Below are 17,302 nucleotides of genomic sequence, written 5' to 3'. Positions count from 1 at the left end.
GCGTCACTGGCCGAAGACGACCGTGTGCATGATCCGCCCCGGCAGCAGCGTGAACACGCCGGCGCCGATCAGGGCGAAAACATACAGCGATATCATGACCCTGCGATGTGTGGCGACCCGATGCATATGCGCGTGCCAGACCGCCAGCGGCACGGCGATCAACACTAACATCGACAAGAGATGGATCGGGCTGAACGGACCGACGAGGCGTATCTGCTGGATCCAGAAACTGGAGATGGCGACGACCAGCATCAGCGCCGCCCAGGTATAGCCGACGACACGATGACGCGTCGTGCCTTTCGGCAGCGCTAGTTGCGTAGCGCCAATGGCCAGCGCGGCAAGGGCCGCGAAGGCGTGCCATGGAATGGGAGGGCGCGCCGATAGAAGCGGTCCGAGCGACATCGCGCCCTCTCCTCAGATATCGCTGACTACCGTCAGCTCAGAACGGGATTTCGTCGTCCAGTTCGCGCGACGAGCCGCCGCCACCGCCGCCCTTGGAACCGCCGCCACCGCTGTTGCCGCCGCGGTTGAAGCTCTCATTGGGGCCAGACTGGCCGAAATCCGAGCCACGGCTCGCGCCGCTGCCGCCGGCATAGTTGCCGACCTGACCGCCGCCCTCGCCGCGAGAATCGAGCATCTGCAGCTCGCCGCGGAATTTCTGCAGCACGACTTCGGTCGTGTACTTGTCGGCGCCGGTCTGGTCTTGCCATTTGCGTGTCTGCAGCTGGCCTTCGACGTAAACCTTCATGCCCTTCTTCAGGTACTGCTCGGCGACCTTGGCGATCTGGTCATTGAAAATGACCACGTTGTGCCATTCGGTCTTTTCCTTGCGCTCGCCGGAGTTCTTGTCGCGCCAGCTTTCCGACGTGGCGATGCGGATGTTGACGACCGGATCACCGGAATTCAGGCGGCGGATTTCAGGGTCCGCGCCGAGGTTACCGACCAGAATGACCTTGTTGACGCTACCCGCCATGACACTTCTCCGTGCTCATCCGAAACAAATTTCAAGTCGTTCACCTTACAGGCCGCGCACAATCCTGGCTTGCCGCGGCTGGCTTTTCCCACAAGGTTTTTGTTCCCTTTTCGTTCCTATACTGTTAACCACGGATTGTCAAGGAATGGCAGCAATCGCCGACGCGGGCGCGTGGATTTAGCTGACACGCAGGGGCGAGAAGCGGTGTCGTCAGCGCCGTTTTTTAGCTGGCCGCAACGGACCGAAAAAGCCGCTCCACTCCATGCCCATGCCATGGGCGCGCTGTGCGATCACGGTTGGCGCCGACATCAGCCCGACTGCAGGTTCAGATTTCAGAGCCGGGTCATTCAGCAATTTCCCGATCGCGCGCCCGTGCCACCACACCTGAGCGACGAGCGCCGCTACCACCGCGATCAGGCCCCAGGTCCCCAATCCTTCGCCGAAGACGTAAATCCCGTATGGCGGCGATAGCGCCGTACCCAGCTTGGCCAACAAGATCACGGCCACGAAACCGATGACGGCGATCGCTCCTATACCGAGTACGAGGCGGCGATAGAGCCTCAGAGCCTCGTTGAGGTTCTCGGCGGACGAAAGATCGACGTTGGAATTCATAAATACTACTCCTGCCTCGCGATGATCGGCCCATCTTGTTCCCCACGGCTTAGAGGCCCGGCAGGATCCAATCAATACGCAGCATTCAAAACACCCCTTGCCAAATCGATAAGTATCGACTTATGCTTTGCCATGATCGAAGCAGAGATTTTTCGCGCCCTGGCCGACCCGACGCGACGCGCCGTCTACGAGCGGCTGACTTCCGGCGAGATGAGCGTGTCGGAGTTGCGCACCGGCATGAGCGTGTCGCAGCCGGCGGTGTCGCAGCACCTTGCCGTGCTGCGCGGCGCAGGCCTGGTCAGCGAAAGACGCGCCGGCCGCAACGCCTACTATCGCGCCGATCCGCAAGGGCTCGAGCCGCTGCTCGGCTGGATCGAACGCTACCGCGCATTCTGGCCGGAGCGCATCGAAAGACTGAAGGCCGTTTTGAAGGACATGGACCAATGACCGACGAAAAGCAGACGCAGACCGCCAAGGATGCCCTCGCCTTCGAATGCGATCTGCCGGACGCACCGGAAAAAGTGTGGCGGGCACTGACCGTGCCGGACCTCTTGGCGGAATGGATGATGCCGAACGACATCAATCCGGAAACCGGCAGCCGCTTTGCCTTTGCCGGGCCTGAGAAGCCGATCGAGTGCGAAGTGCTCGATGCCGAGCCGGGGCGCCTGCTGCGCTATTCCTGGCGCGAGCGTTCCGGCGACGCCAACCGCGAGGAGCTGGAGAGCATCGTCACCTTCACACTCGCCCGCACCGTTTCCGGCGGCACGCATCTGCGCATCGTCCATGACGGGTTTGTCCTGACGCCTGCGGTCGCGATGGCCGGCGCCGGCTGCCGGCTCTGGCTGCGCGCATACAAGCCCAAACCGCCTGTCGCCGCCAACGCGCCACGCCTGTTGCTGCGCGCTGCCTGACCCGGAAAAATCAAAACGGAGACAATGAGATGAGCGGCTTTGCCAATCTGGTGCCGATGGTGATCGAGCAATCGAGCCGCGGCGAACGTGCCTTCGACATTTTCTCGCGGCTGCTGCGCGAGCGCATCATCTTCGTCAATGGCGAGATCAATGACGGCATGTCGGCGCTGGTCTGCGCCCAGCTCCTGTCGCTGGAATCGGACAATCCCGACAAGGAGATCTCGCTCTACATCAACTCGCCGGGCGGCGTGGTGACCAGCGGCTTCGCCATCTACGACACGATGCAATATGTCAGCTGCCCGGTGTCGACCGTGTGCATGGGCTTTGCCGCGTCGATGGCCTCCTTCCTGCTGATGGCGGGAACGCCGGGGCGGCGCATCGCGCTGCCCAATGCCAGCATCGTGCTGCACCAGCCTCTGGGCGGCTTCCAGGGCCAGGCCTCCGACATCCAGCGCCATGCCGAAGGCATTTTGCGCACCAAGCGGCACATGGCCGACCTCTACGCTCACCATTGCGGCCGCACCCACGAAGAGGTCGAACGCACGCTCGACCGCGATTTCTTCATGACCGCGAAGGAGGCCAAGGACTGGGGCCTCGTCGACCACGTCTTCGACACCCGCAAGCAGGCAGCGGCCTGATCGGCGGATTGAATGCAGGCCGGTGTTCCCTCAATTTCAACGCCGCTGGTCTGGCCTCGCCTTGAGCGCGGCACTATAGTCTTGCCATGCGCTACCACCTGAACAGACTGACCATAGCCATTGCCATCACGGCGGCGACATCGAGCATGGCCTTTGCCGGGGGCAGCACCAGCACGTCGCGGAAAGGCGCCCTGCCCGGCGTGGCCGGCGACTACCGCATCGCCAAGCCCGCGCCGCAGCCGGAGCCGGACGACGCGCTGCCTGCCGTCGAGAACGGCACGTTCAAGATCGGCGACACCGATGTCAGGATTTCCGGCAGCATCACTGTCGATGTCGGCACGGGTGGGATCAAGCCGCCGCGCCGGTAGCCCCTTCTCCCAGCTACTATACGGGAGAGAAAGCCTGCGCCGACGACTTCCTCGCAAAAGAACAGCCCCGCCGTTGCTTCCGCTAACGGTCGGGGCTTTTTTTGGATTCCAAATCCAAACTGCCGGTAGTGTTATACCGACTTTGATTTCGGATGCTTCGCGGCATTCAGCCGACGATCCGACTAGCCGTCTCTGATTTTTGTGGGATTCGGCAGGTCACGGTTTGTCTGGTGGTTTGTTGGACTGACGCGATGCGTTCGTTTGGACGCATACACTCCAATGCCTTGAAACTACCTGGCACTTATGCCCGCCGCGGCTCCACTAGCAGGTGGAGCCTCAAGGGACTATCCGGTGGCGTCATGCTCCGCTCCTATGTCCGTTGCGACTGGTGTCAATCCGAAGCACAAATCGCAAAAACCTGCGGCGTCTCGCAGGCCGCTATGGGCGGCGAGGCCATCAAAGACGGCCGGCTCCGTTGACTCCGGCAGAGTGCGCCCCTGATTCGACGGCGTCAACCTTGAATAGCCGGTTACGGAAAATGTGATCGTCGGGAGCTTACGTCAGGGTCAGTTTCTGAAACACCCTTGTCAGTTTCTGCACAGCTTTGTCAGGAGCGTGTTCGGTCTTTGTTCTTTCCGCTTGCCCGTTCGCGCGAAAGACGGTTAAACGGCTTTGGTCGAGAAGTGTGGCGTCTCTCGACGTGGCGGCAAAAATACCTACATAGGGAATGGCCGGGAAAACCCGCCGATCCCACTGACACCAGACCTGAGGCGGCGACCGGCGATGGCCGACCATAAATACCTTTCCATTCGCGGGGCACGCGAACACAACCTAAAGAATGTCGATCTCGACCTGCCGCGTGACAGCCTGATCGTCATGACCGGCCTGTCGGGCTCCGGCAAATCGTCGCTTGCTTTCGACACCATCTATGCCGAGGGCCAGCGCCGTTACGTCGAGAGCCTGTCGGCTTATGCGCGCCAGTTCCTCGAAATGATGCAGAAGCCGGATGTCGACCAGATCGACGGCCTGTCGCCGGCCATCTCGATCGAGCAGAAGACCACGTCGAAGAACCCGCGTTCGACGGTCGGCACCGTCACCGAGATCTACGACTACATGCGCTTGCTGTTCGCGCGCGTCGGCATCCCCTATTCGCCGGCGACCGGCCTGCCGATCGAGAGCCAGACGGTTTCACAGATGGTCGACCGGGTGCTGGCGGTCGAGGAAGGCACGCGCCTTTTCCTGCTGGCGCCGATCGTGCGCGGCCGCAAGGGTGAGTATCGCAAGGAACTGCTGGAGCTGCAGAAGAAGGGCTTTCAGCGCGTCAAGGTCGACGGCGTCTTCTATGAGATCGCCGATGTGCCGGCGTTGGACAAGAAGTACAAGCACGACATCGATGTCGTCGTCGACCGCATCGTCGTGCGCGGCGACCTGGCGACACGGCTTGCCGATTCCATCGAAACGGCGCTCAAGCTGGCGGAAGGGCTGGCGGTGGCCGAGTTCGCCGACCGGCCGCTCGACGCCAGCCAGACCGGCGAGGACTCGGTCAACAAATCGAAGAACGAGACGCATGAGCGCATCCTGTTCTCGGAAAAATTCGCCTGCCCGGTTTCCGGCTTCACCATTCCGGAGATCGAGCCCCGGCTGTTCTCGTTCAACAACCCGTTCGGCGCCTGCCCGACCTGCGACGGCCTCGGCAACCAGCGCGCCATCGACGCCAGCCTGATCGTGCCGGACGAAAACGTCTCGCTGCGCGACGGCGCCGTCAGCCCGTGGGCGAAGTCGACCTCACCCTATTACGCCCAGACGCTGGAAGCGCTGGGCAAAGCCTATGGCTTCAAGCTCGGCGACAAGTTCAAAGACCTGACCGAAGAGGCCAAGGAAGCCGTCCTGCGCGGCACCGGCGAGCGCGAGGTCACCTTCCAGTATGATGACGGCCTGCGCTCCTACAAGACGACCAAGACGTTCGAGGGCGTCATTCCCAATCTCGAACGGCGCTGGAAGGAAACCGAATCCGCCTGGATGCGCGAGGAGATCGAGCGCTTCATGTCGGCGACGCCCTGCCCGGTCTGCAAGGGTTACCGGCTGAAGCCGGAAGCGCTGGCGGTGAAGATCGCCGGCAAGCATATAGGCGAAGTCACAGAGCTGTCGATCCGCAAGGCCGACCAGTGGTTCACCGAACTGCCGCCACATCTCAACGACCAGCAGAACGAGATCGCGGTGCGCGTTCTCAAGGAAATCCGTGACCGCCTGCGCTTCCTCAACGATGTCGGCCTCGACTATCTGACGCTGTCGCGCAATTCCGGCACGCTGTCGGGCGGCGAGAGCCAGCGCATAAGGCTGGCGTCGCAGATCGGCTCCGGCCTCACCGGCGTGCTCTATGTGCTGGACGAGCCGTCGATCGGCCTGCACCAGCGCGACAATGCCCGCCTGCTCGACACGCTCAAGCATCTGCGCGACATCGGCAACACGGTGATCGTCGTCGAGCATGACGAGGACGCCATCCTGCATGCCGATTATGTCGTCGACATGGGTCCGGCCGCCGGCATTCATGGCGGCGAGATCATCGCCCAGGGCACGCCGCAGCAGGTGATGGCCAATCCCAACTCGATCACCGGTAAATATCTGTCGGGCGCGCTCGAAGTCGCCACGCCCGGTGTCAGGCGCGAGGCCAAGAAAAACCGCCGGCTGAAGATCGTCGGCGCGCGCGGCAACAATCTCAAGAACGTCACTGCCGAAATCCCGCTCGGCACTTTTACCGCCGTCACCGGCGTGTCTGGCGGCGGCAAATCGACCTTCCTGATCGAGACGCTGTTCAAGGCGGCGTCGCGCCGCATCATGGGCTCGCGCGAGCATCCGGCCGATCACGACCGCATCGAGGGCCTCGAATTCCTCGACAAGGTCATCGACATCGACCAGTCGCCGATCGGCCGCACACCGCGTTCGAACCCGGCCACCTACACCGGCGCCTTCACACCGATCCGCGACTGGTTTGCCGGGTTGCCCGAGGCCAAGGCCCGCGGCTATCAGCCGGGCCGCTTCTCCTTCAACGTGAAGGGCGGCCGCTGCGAGGCCTGCCAGGGCGACGGCGTCATCAAGATCGAGATGCACTTCCTGCCCGACGTCTACGTCACGTGCGACGTCTGCCACGGCAAGCGCTACAACCGCGAGACGCTCGACGTCCTGTTCAAGGGCAAGTCGATCGCCGACGTCCTGGACATGACGGTCGAGGAAGGCGTCGATTTCTTTGCCGCCGTGCCCGGGGTGCGCGACAAGCTGGAGACGCTGAAGCAGGTCGGCCTCGGCTACATCCATATCGGCCAGCAGGCGACGACGCTGTCGGGCGGCGAGGCGCAGCGCATCAAGCTCGCCAAGGAATTGTCGCGCAAGGCGACCGGCAAGACGCTCTACATCCTCGACGAGCCGACCACCGGCCTGCACTTTCACGACGTCGCCAAGTTGCTGGAAGTGCTTCACGAACTGGTCGACCAGGGCAACACGGTGGTGGTCATCGAGCACAATCTCGAAGTCATCAAGACCGCCGACTGGGTGCTCGACCTCGGCCCCGAAGGCGGCGATGGCGGTGGCGAACTGGTGGCACAGGGCACACCGGAAGCCATCGTGCGCGAAAAGCGCAGCTACACCGGCCAGTTCCTGAAGGAGCTTTTGGAGCGGCGGCCCGGAGGCAAGCGCGAAGCGGCGGAGTAACTGACAGACCGGTCGGGCGCCTGGAGAGCTTTGAATGACAGTCCGACAGGCGCTTGCCGGTGATCTCGACGCAGTCGTCTCGCTGACGCAGACCGCCTATGAGCACTACACGCCCCTGTTAGGCGCGCCGCCGCTCCCAGTCACCGAGGACTATGCGCCACGCATCGAGCGTGGCGAGGTCTGGCTCTTGGAGAGCGGCGCGGAACTCGCCGGGCTGATCGTTATTGAGCGCCATCCCGATCATGCGATGATCTTCAGCGTCGCGGTCTCCCCCGCTTTCCAGGGCAGGAAACTCGGCACCGCGCTGCTCGAGTTCGCCCAGGAACAGGCGCGGCTATGGGGGGTGCCGGAGGTCCGGCTCTACACCAATTCGCGCATGGAGCGGAACATCGAGATCTATACGGCCTATGGCTTCCACGAAACGGGCCGCCGAGCCAATCCCCACCGTCCCGGATGGACCGTGGTCGACATGATCAAACCGGTTGGAAAAATAGCCTGACCGCATTTTTAGAACTGGGAGGAAGACGATGATCAGCCAAGGAACAATCCGCGCCGGGATGGGCGGCTGGACTTTCGAACCCTGGGATACGTCCTTCTACCCGGACAAGCTTTCCAAGGCCAAACAGCTGAGTTACGCCACCCGCCAGGTACCGAGCATCGAGGTCAACGGCACCTACTATTCCAGCTTCAAGGAGCCGACCTTCGTCAAATGGGCGGGCGAGGCGCCGGACGGTTTCGTCTATTCGCTGAAGGGCAATCGCTTCGTCACCAACCGCCGCGTGCTTGGCGAAGCCGGCGAGTCCATCACGCGCTTCCTCGGCTCCGGCATTGCCGCGCTGGGCGACAAGCTGGGCCCGATCCTGTGGCAGTTCGCGCCGACGAAAAAGTTCGACGCCGACGATTTCGAGGCCTTCCTGAAGCTGCTGCCGGAAAAGCAGGATGGCGTGGCGCTGCGCCATGCGCTGGAAGTGCGCAACGACAGTTTCAGCGTGCCGGAATTTGTGGGCCTGGCGCGCAAATACAAGGCGGCGATCGTCTATGCCGACCATGCCAAATATCCTGGTATCGCCGACATCACCGGCGATTTTATCTATGCGCGGCTGCAGACCGGCAGCGACGACAATCCGGATTGCTATACGCCGAATGGCTTGGACGAATGGGCAGCGCGGGTGAAGACCTGGGCGCAAGGCAAGCAGCCGGCCGATCTGCGGCGCGCCGATCCGACTTTCGACGCGCCGGTGAAACCGCGCGACGTGTTCGTCTACTTCATCACCGAGGGCAAGGTGCGCGCGCCGTTCGGCGCCATGGCGCTGATGAAGCGGGTGAGCTGATCGGTTAAAGCGCGTCGCGCTGAAACGGATTCATACGACGCGATTTAAGTCTTTGTCTTGATGCATGCCGTTGTCCCAGAACCGCGGCACACTTCTGGGCGTTAGGAGCAATTCCAGGAAAAGTGTGGGACGGTTTTCCCGGGAAAGCGGTCAGCGCTTTCCCTTGAAAAGGGTTTCAACCCAGAATTGCTACGATGAACCGAAGCGTGATAGCTTATGCGCATCGTAACCTTATCGATACCTCCATCCTCATAAATCCGGTGCGGGTCCTTTCTAGAGGCCGGCCGCCGCGCGCAAGGACGAGGGCATGTCGCTCGACTACAGTTCCCTTCTGTTGGCTGTCGGGTTTTCCGCCGCTTGCCTCGGCCTGACGCTGTTCGGCATTTGGCTTACCGCGCGCTCGGAAAAATTCCTGCTGACCTGGGCGGTCAGCGTGCTTCTGATCGTCGCCGACGTCTTCGCCTACCAGGCCTATATCGACGCGCCCGGACGCCTGCTCGGCCTCGCCAGCTTCACGTTCCTGCTGCTCGGCTTCGCGACCATGCTGGGCGCGGCCCATCAGTTCACGACCGGCCGCTCGCCATTGCCGCGCATCGCTGTCGGCGCCGGCGTCTCGCTGGCAGTCGCCTTGCCGCCGATGGCGCTTGGCTATGACGGGCTGGGCTTCATGCTGGAGAATGCCTTCGCCGCGCTGCTTTTGTTTGCGACGGCCTATGAATACTGGAAGGGTCGTACGGAATTCCCGGCCCCGATCCTCGGCATTGCAGGGCTCTACACCGCCACCGCAATTTCCTTCGTGCTGTGCTCCGGTGCACTTGTCTGGGATGGCAGGCTGGTGCTTGGCCATGCGCCGAGCAACTGGGCCGAGGATTTCAGCCTCATCGTCGTCATCGCCTGCATGACCGGCATCGGCGCGCTCTCGCTGGCGCTTAACCAGGGACGCCTGGCGCAGCATCATCGCCGCGAAGCGCTGACCGATCCGCTGACCGGACTGCTCAACCGGCGCGCTTTGTTCGACCTGCACGGCAAAACACCGGTCCGGTCCTTCACCGCCGTGATCGTGTTCGATCTCGACGGCTTCAAGGCCATAAATGACGAGTTCGGCCATGCCACCGGCGACGAGGTGCTGAAACTATTCGCCAAGGATTTGACCGCCAATCTCCAGCCAGGCGATGTCGCCGCGCGCATGGGCGGAGAGGAATTTGCATTGGTGCTCGATCGCACCTTGCCTGAAAAGGTGGAATTCATAGCCGAGCGGATCCGGGCCAGTTTTGCCATGCGCCGGATCGATACCGAGACCCGCCTGCTCTCCTGCACCGTCAGCGCCGGCTACGCCTTCGGCAGCGAGGGCGGCACCAAATTCGACAAGGTGCTCAGCGCCGCCGACAAGGCGCTTTACGGCGCCAAGCGCGGCGGCCGCAACCGTGTGCTCGCCTTCCGGCGCGCCGGGTAGGCTGGGCTGATATTCAGCCGGCCTGAACCTCACCACACGTAAAACAACACCCCAAAGCGCGTCGCATGAGGCCGTTCAGGCGCGACGCGCTTTTAGGCCGCTATGACGATCTCGTTGTAAGTGTCGAGGTCGACGTAGAAAACCTTGGTGATTTCGCCGATCAGCTCATCCTGCTGGTAGCCTTGCGAGCGCAGAATGTTGATGGCGGTGATGATGTCGACACGCTCTGTTAGCCGTCGTTTCTGGTGGTCCTCGACGAACCGTTCCATAGCCCTATTCTCCTGGCAAGATTATCTGAACGCATTGACCGACAATCAGAACTGCGAGGGAAGCTAGGGTGGCTTGCTTGCGTGGAACTTGCAGGCTGAGCCAGCATATTCCCTCGATCTGCTACAGAACCAGACTGATACGGAAGCGGCCGACTCACCGAGGCCTAGGAAAGACTAGCATGCAGTATTCGGCGTGCCAGAGTGTGGCGGCATCGGACGAAAGTCCGACGCAACGGGTGCGGACCTTCGCGACTTCATCATCCTTGGGCGTAGCGACGCGAAGCGGAGCGAAGACCCAGGGATCCATGCCGGGACGAAGAAGCGTCATTAACGGTGCAGAATGTGGAATGCCAATGTGCCGCAGAAGCGATCTTGTTCTGCATCGCGGCACTCTTTGGCTGATGTCGCGGCATGGATTCTAGGGTCTGCGCGCGTCGCTCCGCTCCTTGGCTCCGCCCTAGAATGACGAAGTGATTGTGGGCATTTCAGCCAATCTTCGACGTGTACGATCCGTGCAGCCGTCGACCTGCGTTAAACCGTCAGAAACTTCCTGACGTCCGCCCGGTCGAGATCTTCGGCCGGGCCGGTGTGGACGATCTGGCCGCGGTCCATGATGTTGACCTCGTCGGCGAGCTCGCGGCAGAAATCGAGATATTGCTCGACCAGAAGCACCGCAATGCCGGCCTGATCGCGCAAATAGCGGATCGCGCGGCCGATGTCCTTGATGATCGAGGGCTGGATGCCTTCGGTCGGCTCGTCGAGCACCAGCAGTTTCGGCCGCATGACGAGCGCCCGGCCGATTGCGAGCTGCTGCTGCTGGCCGCCTGAGAGATCGCCGCCGCGCCGCCCCAGCATCTGCTTCAGCACCGGAAACAGTTCGAAGACATGCGCCGGCACGTTGCGGTCGGCGCGCTTCAACGGCGCAAAGCCGGACTCCAGGTTTTCGCGCACCGTCAGCAACGGAAAGATCTCCCTGCCCTGCGGTACGAATGCGATGCCCGACCGGGCGCGATCATACGCCGCGCTCCGGTCGAGCGCCTTCCCCTCGAAGGCAACGCTTCCGCTCGTCAGCCGGTGGTGGCCGACGATCGATCTCATCAAACTGGTCTTGCCGACGCCGTTGCGGCCGAGCACGCAGGTGATCTTGCCGGCACCCGCCGTCAGCGACACACCGCGCAACGCCTGAGCAGCGCCGTAATGGAGCGTGGCGTTGGAAACTTCGAGCATGTCAGCGCCTTCTCCAGAAGCGGAGGAACGAAAAGTCGAAGCGATGGAATTGCACCCGCCAGACCATGCTCATCTCCCGAGATAAACTTCGACGACCCGCTCGTCGGCCGAGACGAAATCGAGCGAGCCTTCCGACAGCACCGAGCCCTCATGCAGGCAGGTGACCTTGACGCCGAGTTCGCGCACGAAATGCATGTCGTGCTCGACGACGATGACCGAATGCTCGCGCGCTATGTCCTTGAGCAGCCGCGCGGTTTCCTCGGTCTCGGCATCGGTCATCCCTGCGACCGGCTCGTCAACCAAAAGCAGCTTCGGGTCCTGCGCCAGCAGCATGCCGATCTCCAGCCACTGTTTCTGGCCATGGCTGAGATTGGCTGCCAGATCGTGGCGCTTGTCGCCCAGCCGGATGATGCCGAGGATGTCGTCGATCTGTCTGGCTTCGGCGGCCGAGCGGCGATGGAACAGCGCCGGAAAGATCGAGCGCGGGCCTTTCAGCGCCAGCATCAGATTGTCTTCGACGCTGTGGCTTTCGAAGACGGTCGGCTTCTGGAATTTGCGGCCGATGCCCATCATGGCGATCTCCGCCTCGTCGTGCCGGGTCAGATCGACCTGGCCGTCGAAGAACACTTCGCCCTCGTCGGGCCGGGTCTTGCCGGTGACGATGTCCATCATCGTCGTCTTGCCGGCGCCGTTGGGACCGATGACGGCGCGCATCTCGCCCTTGTCGAGCACCAGCGACAGATTGTTGATGGCGCGGAAACCGTCGAAGGAGACCGAGACGCCGTCGAGATAGAGGATGGTGTTGGACTTCGACATCGCTCTATTCCGCCGGCTGCGGTTCGGGCCCGGACGCGGACCAGGCACCGGGCGTTGTTGCTGCGCTGCGCACGATCTTCGATGGCGGCGGGGCATCAGGGTCTGTGCCCGCTTCCTCTGCAATCGCTGCAGCCCGCATCGCCCGAGCGTTACCGCGCCAGGAATCCCACATGCCGACGATGCCCTTGGGCAGGAACAGGGTTACGGCGACGAACAGGCCGCCGAGCGCAAACAGCCAGAACTCCGGCAGCAGGCCGGTGAACCAGGATTTGCCGGCGTTGACCAGCAGCGCGCCGACGATCGGGCCGACAATGGTGCCGCGCCCACCGACGGCTGCCCAGATCACGACTTCGATGGAATTGGACGGCTCGAATTCGCCGGGATTGATGATACCGACCTGCGGCACATAGAGTGCGCCGGCGATGCCGGCCATGACAGCCGAGACGGTGAAGGCAAACAGCTTCACGTTCTCCGCCCGCCAGCCGAGGAAGCGGGTGCGGCTCTCGGCGTCGCGCACCGCCATCAGCAGCTTGCCGTATTTGGAGCCGACGATCGCCCAGGTGATGAAGACGGCGAGTGCGAGTATGATGGCGCTGGCGGCAAACAGGGCCGAGCGGGTGGCGTCGGCCTGCACGTTGAAGCCCAGAATATCCTTGAAATCGGTCAAGCCGTTGTTGCCGCCGAAACCCATGTCGTTGCGGAAGAAGGCGAGCAGCAGCGCGTAGGTCATCGCCTGGGTGATGATGGAGAGATAGACGCCGGTGACGCGGCTGCGGAAGGCGAACCAGCCGAAGACGAAGGCGAGCAGGCCGGGCACCGCCAGCACCATGATGGCGGCGAACCAGAAGTGGTCGAAACCGGTCCAGAACCAGGGCAATTCCTTGTAGTTCAGGAACACCATGAAATCGGGCAGGATCGGATTGCCGTAAACGCCGCGCGAGCCGATCTGGCGCATGAGGTACATGCCCATCGCATAGCCGCCGAGGGCGAAGAAGGCGCCATGGCCGAGCGAGAGGATGCCGCAATAGCCCCAGACGAGATCGAGCGCCAAGGCAAGCAATGCATAGCAGAGGTACTTGCCCGTCAACGCGACGATGTAGGACGGAATATAGAACGCGCTTTGCGGCGACACTGCGAGGTTGAGCAGCGGCACGATAATGGCGGACGTCAGCAGGATGAAAATAGTGATGGCGATGCGACGGTCGGCACCCGCGGCGAAGAAGCGTCCCGTGATCATGTTTCCACCGCCCTGCCCTTGAGCGCGAACAGGCCGCGCGGGCGCTTCTGGATGAACAGGATGATCAGCACCAGCACGACGATCTTGCCGAGCACCGCGCCAGCATAGGGTTCGAGAACCTTGTTGACGATGCCGAGCGAGAAGGCGCCGACCAGCGTGCCCCAGAGATTGCCGACGCCGCCGAAGACCACGACCATGAAGCTGTCGATGATGTAGCCGCGGCCGAGATTGGGCGAGACATTGTCGATCTGGCTGAGCGCGACGCCGGCAATACCGGCAATGCCGGAGCCGAGCGCAAAGGTCAGCGCATCGATCCAAGGCGTCCTGATGCCCATCGAGGCGGCCATACGGCGGTTGGCGGTGACGGCGCGCATCTGCAGGCCCCAGGGCGTGCGCTTCATAACAAAGAGCAGCACGCCGAAGACGGTGAGCGCGAAGACCAGGATCCAGAGGCGGTTCCAGGTGACGGCGAGTTGGCCGACATCGAACGATCCCGACATCCAGGAGGGGTTGCCGACCTCCTGGTTGGTCGGTCCGAAGATCGAGCGCACCGCCTGCTGCAGGACAAGCGAGACGCCCCAGGTTGCGAGCAGCGTTTCCAGCGGCCGGCCGTAGAGGAAACGGATGACGCCGCGCTCGATGATCAGGCCGACGGAAGCGGCAACCAGGAAGGCGAGCGGCAGCGCGATCACCAGCGACCAGTCGAACAGGCCGGGGAATGAGGTTCGGATCACCTGCTGGACGACGAAGGTGGTGTAGGCGCCGAGCATCACCATCTCGCCATGCGCCATGTTGATGACGCCCATGACGCCGAAGGTGATGGCGAGGCCGATGGCGGCCAGCAGCAGCACCGAGCCAAGCGAGATGCCGTACCATATGTTCTGGCCGGCATCCCACAGCGCCAGGCTCGAATTGATGCTGGCGATTGCCGCCGTCGCGGCTTCCTTGACCGCGCCTTGCGCATTGGCCTCGACCGCGGTGAGCAGCGAGACCGCGTCGCGGTCGCCGCGCGCGCCGACCAGGGCAATGGCGGCAAGCTTGTCGGCCTCCGGCTTGTCGGAGACCAGCACCGATGCCGCGCGCGCCTGTTCGAACAATGCCTTGACCTTGGCGTCGGTCTCGGCGGCGATGGCTGCATCGAGCGGCTCGGTATTGGCGGCATCGGGGGTCTTGAACATGGTGTCGGCGGCGGCGATGCGGACAGAAGGATCTTTCGCGCGCAACGTCAGCGTTCCCAGCGCATCTCGGATGACACGGCGCAGCGTGTTGTTGACCTTGATCTTGGTGATGTCGGCCTTGGCGGCGTCGCCGGCTTTCTCGCCGCTCAGCGGGTCGAGCAGCGTGACGCTGTCGGCGGCCTCAGCGCCGACGAAGACGGCTGAATCGGCTTTACGAATGTAGAGATTGCCTTCGGCGAGGGCTGCAAGCGGCCGTTCAACCAGCGGATCGCCGGTGGCGGCAAGTTCGCGCACAACAGCCTCAGTGGCGGCAAAGCCCGTGCCCGTGGCGAATTTGGCGACGATGGCGCGCAGATCGGCTTCGGCTGCGTTCGACGGCAATAGGCTTGCCACCAGGAACACCAGCATGAGGCCGAGAGTGCGCAACAGGATCATCCGTTCAGATACTCTTCTGTGGGGAAATTCCGCGTCCGGGCGGGCTGAAGCGCCCGGACGCTTGGCGGTAGCGATCGTGGACGCGTCCACGATCGGTCAGTCCCGGGAGGGATCAGTTCGTGCCCTTGCCGCCGCATTTGCCGGTGGCAACGTTGAAGTTGCCGCAGGACAGAGGCGCGCGCCAATCCGAAATCAGGTCCTTGGAATCGGGCAGATAGTCGGACCATTCGTCGCCCATCACGAGGCCGGGCGTCTGCGACACGGTCTCGAACTGGCCGTCGGCCTGGATCTCGCCGATCAGCACCGGCTTGGTGATGTGATGGTTCGGCATCATGGTCGAATAGCCGCCGGTGAGGTTCGGCACGGACACGCCGACCATGGCGTCGATGACCTTGTCGGGATCGGTGGTGCCGGCCTTCTCGACCGCCTTCACCCACATGTTGAAGCCGATATAGTGGGCTTCCATCGGGTCGTTGGTGGTGCGCTTGTCATTCTTGATGAACTTGTGCCAGTCGGCGATGAACTTCTTATTTTCGGGTGTGTCGACGCTCTCGAAATAGTTCCAGGCGGCGAGATGGCCGACCAGCGGCGCGGTGTCGAGACCGGCCAGCTCTTCCTCACCGACCGAGAAGGCCATGACCGGGATGTCCTCGGCCTTGATGCCCTGGTTGCCGAGTTCCTTGTAGAACGGAACGTTGGCGTCGCCATTGACGGTCGAGACGACGGCGGTCTTCTTGCCGGCAGAGCCGAATTTCTTGATTGCGGAGACTTCGGTCTGCCAGTCGGAGAAGCCGAACGGCGTGTAGTTGACCATGATGTCTTCGGCGGCGACGCCCTTGGCCTTCAGATAGGCCTCGAGGATCTTGTTGGTGGTGCGGGGATAGACGTAGTCGGTGCCTTCCAGCACCCAGCGCTTCACCGAGCCACCGTCCTCGCTCATGAGATAATCGACGGCAGGAATCGCCTGCTGGTTCGGGGCGGCGCCGGTGTAGAACACGTTGCGCTCGCTTTCCTCGCCCTCATACTGGACGGGGTAGAACAGGATGTTGTCGAGTTCCGAGAACACCGGCAACACCGATTTGCGCGACACCGAGGTCCAGCAGCCGAACACGGCGGCGACCTTGTCCTTCGAGATCAGCTCGCGCGCCTTTTCGGCAAAGAGCGGCCAGTTGGAGGCCGGATCGACAACGACCGCCTCGAGCTTCTTGCCGAGCAGACCGCCCTTGGCATTCTGCTCTTCGATGAGCATCAGCATGGCGTCTTTCAGCGTCGTCTCCGAAATCGCCATGGTCCCCGATAGCGAATGCAGAATGCCGACCTTGATCGTGTCTTCGGCGGCCTTGGCCGGAGACGACATCGACAGGCCGGCGGCGATCACGCCCGCCGAAAACATTTTTGTTATTGTGGAGAAATTACCCCTCATACCGAAGACTCCCAAGCTGTTTGATTGCACCGCGACAATGCAAAGCAACTGCCGTGCCAAACGCGAAGGCGCCGCTCACAAAGATGGAATAGCCGAGCGTTATCAGCCGGTTGGTATATTAGCCTGGAGAAACAACAAAGGCAGCCGGTAAAATTGATTGAGGCAAATTTGCGCAGCGCACACGACTTTTGCCTAATTTTCGCCCAATTGAGACAAATGCCTAGTTTTTGATCTCCGGCCGTGGGTTCCGGGCGAACAATGTTGCGGCACCGCGCAAAAATAGGGCAAGCTCGCCCTTCAAAAGAGAGACGTCATGACATCTCGCATCTCACGCATTTCCGGCATCCTGCTGCTGATGGCAACGAGCGGCGCCGCGCGCGCCGATTTCAGCGAGGGCAAACTTCCTGACGGCACCTATCATTGCGAGGTCTACCTGCTCGGCGCCTTCCTCAACCTCGGCGACATCACTATCAAGGGCAATGTCTATACCGGCCCGGTGACGTTCGGAACGGCGCTGCAAGGCTACAACTATCAGATGAACGCCAATGGCGAGATCACCTGGCTCGGGCCGCTGGGCGGCTATACCACCGGTGGCAACTCCGTCTCCATGACACAGGCAACACTGGACGGCGAGACCGCCCCGTCATTCGACATCATTCTGAAGCAGCCCGACGGCGCCTTCACCGCCTCGACCTGCACCAAGGGCTGAGCGATGCGTAGTGCCGC

At 62.4% G+C, this 17,302-nt stretch carries 18 protein-coding genes; 9 read left to right on the top strand and 9 right to left on the bottom strand.

Translation table 11 applies throughout. The features are described from left to right. Window positions 1-3: 3 nt before the first annotated feature. The 3 genes from NKI10_RS10540 to NKI10_RS10530 all read right to left on the bottom strand — a co-directional run bounded on the left by NKI10_RS10540 (window position 4) and on the right by NKI10_RS10530 (window position 1,585). Window positions 4-402: a DUF2306 domain-containing protein gene (locus tag NKI10_RS10540; protein WP_023684634.1), complete on the bottom strand. Its 399-nt coding sequence runs from the start codon at window positions 400-402 to the stop codon at window positions 4-6. Window positions 403-439: 37 nt separating this feature from the next. Further along, window positions 440-973 carry a single-stranded DNA-binding protein gene (gene ssb / locus NKI10_RS10535; RefSeq protein WP_023684633.1) on the bottom strand — a complete coding sequence of 178 codons (534 nt, stop codon included), beginning with the start codon at window positions 971-973 and terminating at the stop codon, window positions 440-442. 210 nt (window positions 974-1,183) lie between these two features. After that, window positions 1,184-1,585 carry a hypothetical protein gene (locus NKI10_RS10530; protein ID WP_023684632.1) on the bottom strand — a complete coding sequence of 134 codons (402 nt, stop codon included), beginning with the start codon at window positions 1,583-1,585 and terminating at the stop codon, window positions 1,184-1,186. 132 nt (window positions 1,586-1,717) lie between these two features. On the opposite strand from NKI10_RS10530, the gene NKI10_RS10525 reads away from it, so the two are divergent. The 8 genes from NKI10_RS10525 to NKI10_RS10490 all read left to right on the top strand — a co-directional run bounded on the left by NKI10_RS10525 (window position 1,718) and on the right by NKI10_RS10490 (window position 9,991). Beyond that, entirely contained in the window at window positions 1,718-2,032 is a 315-nt protein-coding gene (locus tag NKI10_RS10525; protein ID WP_023670944.1) for an ArsR/SmtB family transcription factor, read from the top strand. Then, window positions 2,029-2,496 (top strand): SRPBCC family protein, encoded by a 468-nt coding sequence (locus tag NKI10_RS10520; RefSeq protein ID WP_023696505.1) that lies wholly within the window; start codon window positions 2,029-2,031, stop codon window positions 2,494-2,496. Before NKI10_RS10525 ends, NKI10_RS10520 begins: the two co-directional genes overlap by 4 nt. Window positions 2,497-2,525: 29 nt before the next feature. Further along, window positions 2,526-3,134, top strand: a complete 609-nt coding sequence (locus NKI10_RS10515) for an ATP-dependent Clp protease proteolytic subunit (RefSeq protein ID WP_023684630.1) — start codon at window positions 2,526-2,528, stop codon at window positions 3,132-3,134. A 146-nt stretch (window positions 3,135-3,280) separates the two neighbouring features. Next, the gene (locus NKI10_RS10510; RefSeq protein WP_245261915.1) at window positions 3,281-3,502 is read left to right on the top strand and encodes a hypothetical protein; all 222 of its coding nucleotides are present in this window, start codon (window positions 3,281-3,283) and stop codon (window positions 3,500-3,502) included. Between the two features lie 783 nt (window positions 3,503-4,285). After that, a complete protein-coding gene (gene uvrA / locus NKI10_RS10505; protein WP_023696504.1) occupies window positions 4,286-7,207 on the top strand; it encodes an excinuclease ABC subunit UvrA in 2,922 nt (973 codons plus the stop codon). Between the two features lie 34 nt (window positions 7,208-7,241). After that, window positions 7,242-7,706, top strand: a complete 465-nt coding sequence (locus tag NKI10_RS10500) for a GNAT family N-acetyltransferase (RefSeq protein ID WP_352859816.1) — start codon at window positions 7,242-7,244, stop codon at window positions 7,704-7,706. Between the two features lie 28 nt (window positions 7,707-7,734). After that, window positions 7,735-8,538: a DUF72 domain-containing protein gene (locus NKI10_RS10495; protein ID WP_023696502.1), complete on the top strand. Its 804-nt coding sequence runs from the start codon at window positions 7,735-7,737 to the stop codon at window positions 8,536-8,538. A 307-nt stretch (window positions 8,539-8,845) separates the two neighbouring features. After that, the gene (locus NKI10_RS10490) at window positions 8,846-9,991 is read left to right on the top strand and encodes a GGDEF domain-containing protein (RefSeq protein WP_023670937.1); all 1,146 of its coding nucleotides are present in this window, start codon (window positions 8,846-8,848) and stop codon (window positions 9,989-9,991) included. Between the two features lie 92 nt (window positions 9,992-10,083). On the opposite strand, the gene NKI10_RS10485 is transcribed toward NKI10_RS10490, so the two are convergent. The 6 genes from NKI10_RS10485 to urtA all read right to left on the bottom strand — a co-directional run bounded on the left by NKI10_RS10485 (window position 10,084) and on the right by urtA (window position 16,576). Beyond that, on the bottom strand, window positions 10,084-10,260 hold the full coding sequence (locus tag NKI10_RS10485; RefSeq protein WP_023670936.1) for a hypothetical protein: 177 nt from the start codon (window positions 10,258-10,260) through the stop codon (window positions 10,084-10,086). Window positions 10,261-10,791: 531 nt separating this feature from the next. After that, window positions 10,792-11,487, bottom strand: coding sequence for an urea ABC transporter ATP-binding subunit UrtE (urtE, locus tag NKI10_RS10480; RefSeq protein ID WP_023688639.1), 696 nt, complete (start codon window positions 11,485-11,487; stop codon window positions 10,792-10,794). Between the two features lie 69 nt (window positions 11,488-11,556). Beyond that, complete coding sequence (urtD, locus tag NKI10_RS10475) at window positions 11,557-12,303, bottom strand: urea ABC transporter ATP-binding protein UrtD (protein ID WP_352859813.1); 747 nt, start codon at window positions 12,301-12,303, stop codon at window positions 11,557-11,559. Window positions 12,304-12,307: 4 nt separating this feature from the next. Continuing rightward, complete coding sequence (gene urtC, locus NKI10_RS10470) at window positions 12,308-13,540, bottom strand: urea ABC transporter permease subunit UrtC (protein ID WP_352859811.1); 1,233 nt, start codon at window positions 13,538-13,540, stop codon at window positions 12,308-12,310. After that, entirely contained in the window at window positions 13,537-15,153 is a 1,617-nt protein-coding gene (gene urtB / locus NKI10_RS10465; RefSeq protein WP_352859809.1) for an urea ABC transporter permease subunit UrtB, read from the bottom strand. Before urtB ends, urtC begins: the two co-directional genes overlap by 4 nt. 112 nt (window positions 15,154-15,265) lie before the next feature. Further along, window positions 15,266-16,576, bottom strand: a complete 1,311-nt coding sequence (gene urtA, locus NKI10_RS10460; RefSeq protein WP_023684621.1) for an urea ABC transporter substrate-binding protein — start codon at window positions 16,574-16,576, stop codon at window positions 15,266-15,268. A gap of 313 nt (window positions 16,577-16,889) precedes the next feature. Between urtA and NKI10_RS10455 the strand changes: the two genes are divergently transcribed. Further along, window positions 16,890-17,285: a hypothetical protein gene (locus tag NKI10_RS10455; protein WP_352512622.1), complete on the top strand. Its 396-nt coding sequence runs from the start codon at window positions 16,890-16,892 to the stop codon at window positions 17,283-17,285. Window positions 17,286-17,302: the final 17 nt, after the last annotated feature.

It is taken from the genome of Mesorhizobium sp. M0802 (genome assembly GCF_040320115.1).
Lineage (GTDB): Bacteria > Pseudomonadota > Alphaproteobacteria > Rhizobiales > Rhizobiaceae > Mesorhizobium.
This window is presented reverse-complemented; position numbering and strand designations above follow the sequence as displayed.

What these genes read in the sequence shown, in the direction of transcription:
- NKI10_RS10540 (WP_023684634.1), bottom strand. Translation starts at nt 402, where the DNA reads ATGTCGCTCGGACCGCTTCTATCGGCGCGCCCTCCCATTCCATGGCAC.
- ssb (WP_023684633.1), bottom strand. Translation starts at nt 973, where the DNA reads ATGGCGGGTAGCGTCAACAAGGTCATTCTGGTCGGTAACCTCGGCGCG.
- NKI10_RS10530 (WP_023684632.1), bottom strand. Translation starts at nt 1,585, where the DNA reads ATGAATTCCAACGTCGATCTTTCGTCCGCCGAGAACCTCAACGAGGCT.
- NKI10_RS10525 (WP_023670944.1), top strand. Translation starts at nt 1,718, where the DNA reads ATGATCGAAGCAGAGATTTTTCGCGCCCTGGCCGACCCGACGCGACGC.
- NKI10_RS10520 (WP_023696505.1), top strand. Translation starts at nt 2,029, where the DNA reads ATGACCGACGAAAAGCAGACGCAGACCGCCAAGGATGCCCTCGCCTTC.
- NKI10_RS10515 (WP_023684630.1), top strand. Translation starts at nt 2,526, where the DNA reads ATGAGCGGCTTTGCCAATCTGGTGCCGATGGTGATCGAGCAATCGAGC.
- NKI10_RS10510 (WP_245261915.1), top strand. Translation starts at nt 3,281, where the DNA reads ATGGCCTTTGCCGGGGGCAGCACCAGCACGTCGCGGAAAGGCGCCCTG.
- uvrA (WP_023696504.1), top strand. Translation starts at nt 4,286, where the DNA reads ATGGCCGACCATAAATACCTTTCCATTCGCGGGGCACGCGAACACAAC.
- NKI10_RS10500 (WP_352859816.1), top strand. Translation starts at nt 7,242, where the DNA reads ATGACAGTCCGACAGGCGCTTGCCGGTGATCTCGACGCAGTCGTCTCG.
- NKI10_RS10495 (WP_023696502.1), top strand. Translation starts at nt 7,735, where the DNA reads ATGATCAGCCAAGGAACAATCCGCGCCGGGATGGGCGGCTGGACTTTC.
- NKI10_RS10490 (WP_023670937.1), top strand. Translation starts at nt 8,846, where the DNA reads ATGTCGCTCGACTACAGTTCCCTTCTGTTGGCTGTCGGGTTTTCCGCC.
- NKI10_RS10485 (WP_023670936.1), bottom strand. Translation starts at nt 10,260, where the DNA reads ATGGAACGGTTCGTCGAGGACCACCAGAAACGACGGCTAACAGAGCGT.
- urtE (WP_023688639.1), bottom strand. Translation starts at nt 11,487, where the DNA reads ATGCTCGAAGTTTCCAACGCCACGCTCCATTACGGCGCTGCTCAGGCG.
- urtD (WP_352859813.1), bottom strand. Translation starts at nt 12,303, where the DNA reads ATGTCGAAGTCCAACACCATCCTCTATCTCGACGGCGTCTCGGTCTCC.
- urtC (WP_352859811.1), bottom strand. Translation starts at nt 13,540, where the DNA reads ATGATCACGGGACGCTTCTTCGCCGCGGGTGCCGACCGTCGCATCGCC.
- urtB (WP_352859809.1), bottom strand. Translation starts at nt 15,153, where the DNA reads ATGATCCTGTTGCGCACTCTCGGCCTCATGCTGGTGTTCCTGGTGGCA.
- urtA (WP_023684621.1), bottom strand. Translation starts at nt 16,576, where the DNA reads ATGAGGGGTAATTTCTCCACAATAACAAAAATGTTTTCGGCGGGCGTG.
- NKI10_RS10455 (WP_352512622.1), top strand. Translation starts at nt 16,890, where the DNA reads ATGACATCTCGCATCTCACGCATTTCCGGCATCCTGCTGCTGATGGCA.